This window comes from Komarekiella delphini-convector SJRDD-AB1 (assembly GCF_014831675.1).
In the GTDB taxonomy this organism is placed as follows: domain Bacteria; phylum Cyanobacteriota; class Cyanobacteriia; order Cyanobacteriales; family Nostocaceae; genus Komarekiella.
Window position 1 is genome coordinate 1 of the sequence record NZ_VJXY01000109.1, and the last position, 8,286, is coordinate 8,286.

Genomic DNA, 8,286 nt, shown 5'->3' on the forward strand with positions numbered 1-8,286 from the left:
GCTAATCTCTATTGTTGAAAGGTTAGGGATTTGTTTTATTTATAGTTGTAGCAACTTGTAGGATTATCTATGTCATTTTCAAATCTTTTTTAGTTTTTATTAGTAAATAAGATGCGTTCGCCCTGGCGCTACCACTAGCTAAAGTTTGACCATCTTTACTAAGAGCAATCGACCAGATCCAATCTGTGTGTCCTTGCAGGGTTTTCAAACACTCACCTGTTTGAATGTCCCAGATTTTTACCATTTGATCCATACCACCACTGGCAAGGACTGAATAACTGCCACTTAAATTTTGTTGCTGAGCTTGAGCTACAGACCAAACAAAGCCTGTGTGCATCCTGCTGAATACTTGCAGGCATCGACCTGTAAGATCCCATTGTTTAACAGTTTGGTCATCACTGCCACTAAATAAGGTTTGACCATCAGCACTAAACACAATAGAACGCGCCCAACCTGCGTGTGCTTCCCAGGTTAAGCATTGTTGTCCGTTTGTTGTTTGCCACAAAGAAATTTTACCGAGAGTATCCCCTATTGCCAAAAGATTACCATCTGGACTAACTGCCAGTGTAAAGGTGTAGCTTAGATTTGCAGTAAAGGTAGATTTTGTTAAATCTGAGTAGGCGAAGTTTGTTCGGTGCAAGTTAACACCTTTTAAATCAGCCTGCCAAATCGTCAAACCAGAAAAGTTGCGATCGCTTAAATTCACTTGCAGTTGGCGGAACAAATTGATTGTATTACCACCCACATATCCAGTATCAATTGGTTTCAGTCTCCGCAATGATGACAGAATGGTCATTAACTGCATTTCAATTCTATTTGCAGTCCCAAAAACCGAAAGTAACTGTTTAATAACAGGGTTAAGAATCAGGTAAATTTGAATCTCTTTAATATAGTCTTTTGTAGTAGCTTTAATCAGTGCATGAGTTTTGAAGAGGGAAATGCTTTGAGTTTCAACTTCAACACAAACCTGTTGAATCAAACGACTAGTCATGTACTCCATCAATACAGGCTGTAGCGTAAATAACCCACTGCCTATCTCAATAAGACTACGCCTTTCTAAAGCCTCCAGTACTTCTAGTAATTGAGAAGATGAGATAGCAGATAGTAAATCAGCCTGTATTTCTTTAAATGTTACAGGTTCGCGATTGATTGCCAACCAATACATGACTTCTTTTTCTAAAGCTGACAAATGTTGAAATTGTTGTTCTAGCAAATCTTGAATGTCACCGAATACAACAGTACCTTCAGCAAGAAAGTTTGTAATACTACTGTCAAATAAATCACGAATTGTTGTTGCTACTATCTTCAGCGCCAGGGGATTACCTGCATAAGATCGAATTAAAATTTACCATTCATAGATTGAACCAGTAAAACTACTTTTACAACTAAAAATTGCTTGCCCATCAGCAATTGATAAACCTGATAATTGCATAGTTCTAACTGGTAATGTTTCGCCTTCTAGTACTGCTACCTCTTTAGGCTTTTCTCGACTTGTTAGAACCAAACAACTTTGGTGACGAAACTCGCCAATCCGTCTAAAAAGTTCACCGTATCCTTTATAGCCAGAGCGATATTGACCTGTTCTACCCTCACTACTAGTCAGAATTATCTCTGCATTATCGAGAATTAGGAGACATCGATGTTTTTGTAAATGGGTAAGTAGGCGAAAAATTTTATCACTCACAGATTCGGGTAAATCACCTTCTTGGTGCTGAGAAATAACTTGAATTAAGCTAATGAGTAGCGATTCAATAGTTGGGGCATTATGAAGCGATCGCCAAATAACATATTCAAAGTTTTCCTGAATTTTCTCACTCAACTTCACAGATAAAGAAGTTTTACCAATTCCCCCAATTCCTAATAATGCTACTAACCGACAACGTTCTTGAATAATCCATTGCTCTAAGGTTGCAATTTCTTGGGTACGTCCGTAAAAGATAGAAACATCAAGGGCTTCACCCCAATCACAGTGATGAGTGCTGAGCAAGGAGTGGGGAGTGGTGTTAAGTTGACGAGAAGACCATCTTCTTAAAGATGAACGAAGGTTATCTTTAGTAACTTTTTCACCCATCGCTTTGGAGAGCATTTTCCAGAGTCGAAAGCCCACAATTTTGATATAGTCAGCATCATAACCAAACTTTTCAGCAATCTCTGGATATGTTTTCTGTTCCCAAGACTGTCGAAAAATAACCTCTTGTAAGTCATTTAGAGATGCTTTCTCAAGAATGATTTCAACAATGGCTAAGGCTTCTTCGACAGTCATTTGCCTACATATTTCTTACTAAAGTTAACTTCAACTTGTAACTTTCAATAACTTTTAGTTACTGCAAAGGTTCAGCAACTTTTTTAATATGCTATCAGTTGTTGATTCCCAAAGAAACAACAATTTTAAATAATCAACGAAATCATTGAAATCATTTTAGACTATGACTACAACCTTACAAAGACGTTCTAGCGCCAATGTCTGGGAACGCTTCTGTGAGTGGATCACTAGCACTGACAACCGTCTATACATCGGTTGGTTTGGTGTGCTGATGATTCCCACTCTGCTCACCGCTACCACCTGTTTCATCATCGCCTTTATCGCCGCGCCTCCCGTAGATATTGATGGTATTCGGGAGCCTGTTGCAGGTTCTTTAATCTATGGCAACAACATTATTTCTGGCGCGGTTGTTCCTTCTTCCAATGCGATCGGTTTACACTTCTACCCAATCTGGGAAGCTGCTTCCTTAGATGAGTGGCTCTACAACGGTGGCCCCTACCAGCTAGTAATCTTCCATTTCTTAATTGGCTGTGCCTGCTACATGGGACGCCAATGGGAATTGAGCTACCGCCTGGGAATGCGTCCTTGGATCTGTGTAGCTTACAGCGCACCTCTGGCTAGTGCTACCGCAGTATTTTTGATTTATCCCATCGGTCAAGGCTCCTTCTCTGATGGTATGCCTCTGGGTATCTCTGGAACTTTCAACTTTATGTTGGTATTCCAAGCTGAACACAACATTTTAATGCATCCATTCCATCAGTTGGGTGTAATTGGTGTATTTGGTGGTGCTTTAGTTTCCGCGATGCACGGTTCCTTGGTGACTTCAACCTTAGTACGTGAAACCAGCGAAATCGAATCTGCAAACTACGGTTATAAGTTCGGTCAAGAACAAGAAACCTACAATATAGTTGCTGCTCATGGTTATTTGGGACGCTTGTTCTGGCAATATGTCAGCTTCCAAAACTCCCGATGGCTGCACTTTGTTTTAGCAGCTTTGCCTGTGATTGGTATCTGGTTTACTGCATTGGGTATCAGCACGATGGCATTTAATCTCAACGGTTTCAACTTTAACCAATCTGTAATCGACTCCCAAGGGCGTGTAATTAACACTTGGGCGGATGTAATTAACCGTGCCAATTTAGGGATGGAAGTAATGCATGAACGTAATGCTCACAACTTCCCTCTAGATTTGGCAACAGGTGAAGCAGCACCAGTCGCTCTAATGGCTCCTGCTATCCACGGCTAAGGTTTAACTTTAAATTATCTTGGGGATGGTATTTACCATCCCTACTTTTTTATCGTTGCACTTCATCCACTGCTTTGGGAACCCCGGCAGTTAATACCTCGTGTCCACCAGGTGTAACTAACACATCATCCTCAATACGAATGCCAATACCAATCCATCGCGGGTTAGTCTCTGGTTGGTCTTCTGCTAATTTAGTATCTGGGACAATATAAAGTCCTGGTTCCACTGTGAGAATTTGACCAGGTTGTAAAATCTGCGGTTTATCGTCACCATGTTGGTAAACACCCACGTCATGGACATCTAAACCTAACCAATGACTGGTGCGGTGCATATAGTACGGCTTGTATTTCTCTTCCTCAATTAACTTGTCAACTTCACCTTTGAGGATACCAAGCTCTACCAAGCCTTCGGTAAGGACGCGCACGGCTGTATCATGAACTAATTTGTGGGGATTACCTGGTTGTATTTGGGCGATCGCTTGTTTTTGGGCTTCTAAAACAATCTCATATAGTGTCTTTTGTTCTGGTGTAAACTTACCACCTACCGGAAATGTCCGGGTAATATCAGAGTTGTAATAACCATAAGCACAACCTGCATCAATTAGGAGCAATTCCCCATCCTGCATCTGGCGCACATTCTCGATGTAGTGAAGGACGCAAGCATTTGCACCGGAAGCCACAATTGAAGGATAAGCTGGCCCCATTCCCCCCCGTAGCCGAAAGATGCGTTCCATCTCAGCCTGGATCTCATACTCATAACGTCCGGGTGCACTAATTTCTAGTGCGTAATTGTGTGCTTCAGTTGCGATCGCCGCTGCTTGACGCATCAATTCCAACTCGGTTTCACTTTTAACGAGTCTCATGCTGTGGAGAACAGGCCCAGTATCTTCGATGGCAATTGGCCCTGTGCCGCGCTTGGGATAAGTCCGCAGTAAACTTTGGTAATGCCACAGAATTTGGTCATTAAAACTGCGATCGCGTCCTAAGTGGTAATAAATGCGATCAGCTTTTTCCAAATACTGGGGCAATTTTTCATCCAGTTCGCTAATCGGATAAGCTTCATCTGCACCATAAATTTCTTTCGCTGCATCTACCCCACAGCGATAACCACTCCAAACTTCTTTTTCTCGATCCTTCGGTTGAACAAATAGCACAAACCGATGTTCTGCATGGTGCGGCGCTAACACCGCTACTGCTTGCGCTTCGTTAAAGCCAGTCAAATAGAAAAAATCACTGTCTTGGCGATAAGCGTATTCGACATCATTGTGCATTACTGCCATCGGAGCACTGCGGAAAATGGCAGTACCATTACCAATTTTTGCCATTAACTGCTCGCGACGCTGCCGATATTCTGTTTGCATAACTGAATCAATTTATAAATTTATCGTGTTATTTTACACCTTTAGCAACTAAAGACTCTACAAATAGTGCCTTTTATTAGGTGCTAATTTCAGTTATTCTAGCTAAGACTCATTCAGATTCCCGACTTCTCTGAGAAGTTGGAGATATTGTTAGAATTGCTATAGTTCGCTTTATAAACGACAAGTTCATCTTTAGCCTGTATAAAAACAGATGTCCCTTCTGGAATAGCTTCTAATAAATTGATTGCTTGTTCCCATTTGGCTTTGACTTGCTGCTTTGAATCAGGCGAATTCTGAGCCAAAAAAGTAGCCTCTGTTGCTAGTTTTTGGGCTGATTCCAAGTTTGCTACTGCTTGTTTTTCAGTCAATAGTCTTTTACTGATGACGTTATAATTAACACGATAGCTAACCAGTTGCTTCTTTGCTTGCAAAGAAATTGCTGTTTCTTCAGGAATACTTTCTAATAGTTCTATCGCCTGTTGCCATTTAGTTGCTGCTTGTTGCCAAACTGCAAGAGGATGAGGCGGATTTTGAACTAGAGCAGCAGCCTCCATACCAAGGTTTTGAGCAGATTTAAAATTAGCGATGGCTCCGCCATCGTCTGCGACGAACGCACTTTCTTCCTGAGTGAAAGTTAGATTCATCTGCTGAAGTCGTGGATTTTGATTATTGATTATCTGACTACCAAAACCTAAGACTACTAAACTTGAAGCTATGATTAAAGTCAAACTTACGATTTTTTGTCTTGAAAACCTCGGTACTTCTTCTGATGGAAGATTAATAATTACTTCTTCTAATTGAGGATTAATAACTGTTTTTTTGCTAATTTTTTGTTCAATATTTACCAGCGCTGTTTCTGCCTGTTCTTTTAAAGAATTACTATGTATAACTAAATTAGATACCTTTTCTTTAAAAGAATCACAAGTATTAAGAATATCTGTTAATTCTTGTAAATTGCCTTCACTAGATATAATTAATTCCTGATCATCATCCAACCATTCTAAGGCAAAGCCAGATTTACCACAAAAACAGGAGACTCCCAGCAATATTGTTAACATATTCTGGCTATTTTGAATAATATCAACTATATAATTAAGTCTTTGTTGTGTTTGTAATAATTCCTCTTGAGCACAGTTTATTTTATTAATTTGCTGTTGTAAAAGTTTAGAATTACCAAAGCCTAAATCAATATTTAAGCTTTCAGCAATATTTTGAATTTCAGTGGATAAGTTTAAATAGTTAATATGAGAATCCAGTTGAGATCCCAAATGAGAATCACTTAATATATCTGTGGCTATAGCCTGAATTAAATAACCCCATTCAATCCAATAATCAATTTTTGCTTGTAAATTAGTTAATGATATTTCTGTTTCTGGCTTACCAAATTTTGCAATAATAAACTCTTTTTTGCTATTAAGAAATTCATCTGCCAAATAAACATTAGGAATAACCAAACTCGCAGTTGAAGCTAAACCAGATGTGCTGACTGCGGTATTACTATTTTTAGTAAATTTTAGTTCTTGAGTAATCAGTTTTTTGATATTTCGTAGCTGTTCCTGAACACTATTTATCAGGATAATTTCTTCCATGATTTTATGAGAACTACCAATAGTTAGCTTCAAGCTATGAACAAGTTTTGGTAGCTCATTGACAAGCATTTCTAGGTCAGCCATAAATATCCCTTGGGGATTTGTTGAAAGTTTATGCGAAAGAATTAAAATGTCTATGCAGCGAGGTTATGACGTAACCACGCCTGTTGAACTAGGCATTCTAGTTAATTAATAAATCTCAGGAGCGATAGATTTATAGTTCCCGTAAATCCTGCTAAAGTAACAATTTCAGTTGCCAAGGTGTAGAGGAAGACAAAACAACCCATTAACTAACGTATGAATGAAATTGATTTAGCTTTTACCCCAGCGCTAGAGTTGGCGCAATTAATCCGCCGCCGAGAAGTGTCGCCATTAGAGTTAGCAGAAATATATTTAGAAAGGATTGAGCGTTTAAATCCCCAACTGGGAAGTTATTTTACAGTGATGGCAGAATTGGCGATCGCAGATGCCAAAGCCAAAACAGAAACTCTCACAACAACCTCAGAACTACCGCCATTTTTTGGTGTGCCGATTTCCATTAAAGACCTCAACGCTGTAGCGGGTGTGCCTTGTACCTACGGGAATCCAGTATTACTGAGCAATATCCCTGACTATAATGACGGGGTTGTAGAGCGGATTAAGCAAGCTGGATTTATTATTCTTGGTAAAACTGCAACTTCAGAAATAGGCTCTCTTCCTTATAGCGAACCAATGGGATTTCCCCCAGCCAGAAATCCGTGGAATTTGGAATACACACCCGGTGGTTCTAGTGGCGGTGCAGCCGCAGCCGTAGCCGCTGGATTATGTGCCATCGCTCAAGGTTCTGATGGTGGTGGTTCGATTCGCGGGCCTGCGGCTTGTTGTGGTTTGGTGGGAATTAAGCCATCACGGGGAAGAGTCAGTAAAGCACCCGTAGGCGATCGCCTTGCCGGAATTGCTACCAATGGGCCAATAGCTCGTACTGTTGCTGATGCTGCTGCGCTTTTGGATGCGATATCTGGTTATGTCACGGGAGATCCTTACTGGCTACCAAATCCAGAACCATCATTTCTCGCCGCCACACAGGAAAAACCCAGTACTTTGCAAATTGCCTTTGCTACTAGCATCCCTCCCTTGGGTGAAGCTGATGCCAACTGTCAGCAAGGTGTTTTGCAAACAGTTCAGTTATTAGAACAACTTGGTCATAAAGTTGAGGCAAAATGTCCAGATTTCAGCGGTTTAGTTGAACCGTTTCAAATCGTTTGGCAAGCTGGGGTAGCTGCATCAGGAATTCCAGTCGAGATATTACAGCCGATGAATCGTTGGCTTTTAGCACGAACAGGTTCGGTTGCTGAGTACCTCCAGGCGGTTTCGCAAATGCAGGTAGTAGCACGGCAAATTGTAGCGTTTTTCAATACTGTAGATGTGCTAGTCTTGCCAGTTTATTTACATTCACCGATCCGGGTGGGAGAATGGGCTTCTCTAAGTCTAGAAGAGACATTCCAAAATATTATTCACTGGGTTGCTCCTTGTCCACCGACTAATGCAACTGGACAACCTGCGATCGCACTTCCTGTAGGTTTTGATAGTAATGGTTTACCTATTAGTGTGCAGCTAATTGGCAAACCAGCCGCCGAAGCTACTCTGATTAACCTAGCAGCGCAGATTGAAGCAGCTAAACCTTGGATTAAACATCGTCCAGCATTTGCAACATAATACTACTAGTCCACCAAAGTTATTTTGACAGGTTGCTCTGTAGGTGAAATAATGGTATGAAAACACTTTTAAAAGTTATGTCAGCTAAATATACTGTTAGCCTAACTCAAGAGGAACAAGATAAACTATTGGA

The 8,286-nt window shown here is 40.6% G+C and carries 6 protein-coding genes; 2 read left to right on the top strand and 4 right to left on the bottom strand.

Annotated features, from left to right (window positions below; all coding sequences use genetic code 11):
• Positions 1-67: 67 nt before the first annotated feature.
• Together FNW02_RS39375 and FNW02_RS39380 are read right to left on the bottom strand one after the other, a co-directional pair.
• Positions 68-1,213, bottom strand: coding sequence for a WD40 repeat domain-containing protein (locus FNW02_RS39375; RefSeq protein ID WP_225226246.1), 1,146 nt, complete (start codon positions 1,211-1,213; stop codon positions 68-70).
• 132 nt (positions 1,214-1,345) lie between these two features.
• Entirely contained in the window at positions 1,346-2,263 is a 918-nt protein-coding gene (locus FNW02_RS39380) for an NB-ARC domain-containing protein (RefSeq protein WP_225226248.1), read from the bottom strand.
• 163 nt (positions 2,264-2,426) lie between these two features.
• Here FNW02_RS39380 and psbA point away from each other — a divergent pair, with 163 nt between their 5' ends.
• On the top strand, positions 2,427-3,509 hold the full coding sequence (psbA, locus tag FNW02_RS36670) for a photosystem II q(b) protein (RefSeq protein ID WP_191762394.1): 1,083 nt from the start codon (positions 2,427-2,429) through the stop codon (positions 3,507-3,509).
• A gap of 49 nt (positions 3,510-3,558) precedes the next feature.
• On the opposite strand, the gene FNW02_RS36675 is transcribed toward psbA, so the two are convergent.
• Positions 3,559-4,869 (bottom strand): aminopeptidase P N-terminal domain-containing protein, encoded by a 1,311-nt coding sequence (locus FNW02_RS36675; RefSeq protein WP_191762395.1) that lies wholly within the window; start codon positions 4,867-4,869, stop codon positions 3,559-3,561.
• A gap of 113 nt (positions 4,870-4,982) precedes the next feature.
• Entirely contained in the window at positions 4,983-6,542 is a 1,560-nt protein-coding gene (locus tag FNW02_RS36680; RefSeq protein ID WP_191762396.1) for a hypothetical protein, read from the bottom strand.
• Positions 6,543-6,755: 213 nt separating this feature from the next.
• Here FNW02_RS36680 and FNW02_RS36685 point away from each other — a divergent pair, with 213 nt between their 5' ends.
• Complete coding sequence (locus FNW02_RS36685) at positions 6,756-8,153, top strand: amidase (RefSeq protein ID WP_191762397.1); 1,398 nt, start codon at positions 6,756-6,758, stop codon at positions 8,151-8,153.
• Positions 8,154-8,286: the final 133 nt, after the last annotated feature.

Excerpts from the sequence above, each read along its gene's own strand:
- FNW02_RS39380 (WP_225226248.1), bottom strand. The coding sequence starts at position 2,263 with ATGACTGTCGAAGAAGCCTTAGCCATTGTTGAAATCATTCTTGAGAAA.
- psbA (WP_191762394.1), top strand. The coding sequence starts at position 2,427 with ATGACTACAACCTTACAAAGACGTTCTAGCGCCAATGTCTGGGAACGC.
- FNW02_RS36675 (WP_191762395.1), bottom strand. The coding sequence starts at position 4,869 with ATGCAAACAGAATATCGGCAGCGTCGCGAGCAGTTAATGGCAAAAATT.
- FNW02_RS36680 (WP_191762396.1), bottom strand. The coding sequence starts at position 6,542 with ATGGCTGACCTAGAAATGCTTGTCAATGAGCTACCAAAACTTGTTCAT.
- FNW02_RS36685 (WP_191762397.1), top strand. The coding sequence starts at position 6,756 with ATGAATGAAATTGATTTAGCTTTTACCCCAGCGCTAGAGTTGGCGCAA.